Below are 244 nucleotides of genomic sequence, written 5' to 3' on the forward strand. Positions count from 1 at the left end.
TTATTGACAATGGGCGGATTTAATACATGGCAACAAACCTCTCGATTTATCACAAAAGATGGTGAATTAACGCTTACTGATACAGAAGAAACAGCCGTTACAAGACGTGCCATGCTAGAGTGGGTGCTGATGCAAAGAATGTTAAATGAGGGACGGGTGCAATGTTTAGAAAAACATGAAGCCCTCTCACTTCAGTTGAAAGAGGGAACGAATCAAGTCATCGGACTGGTCGTGAAAGATCGGC

1 pseudogene is annotated in these 244 nt (G+C 43.0%); it reads left to right on the forward strand.

Annotated elements, in window-relative coordinates:
- Positions 1–244: pseudogene (locus SB658_RS26720) on the forward strand (FAD-dependent oxidoreductase); the annotation flags it as partial.

Source organism: Bacillus sp. SIMBA_008 (assembly GCF_046535495.1).
GTDB lineage: Bacteria > Bacillota > Bacilli > Bacillales > Bacillaceae > Bacillus > Bacillus subtilis.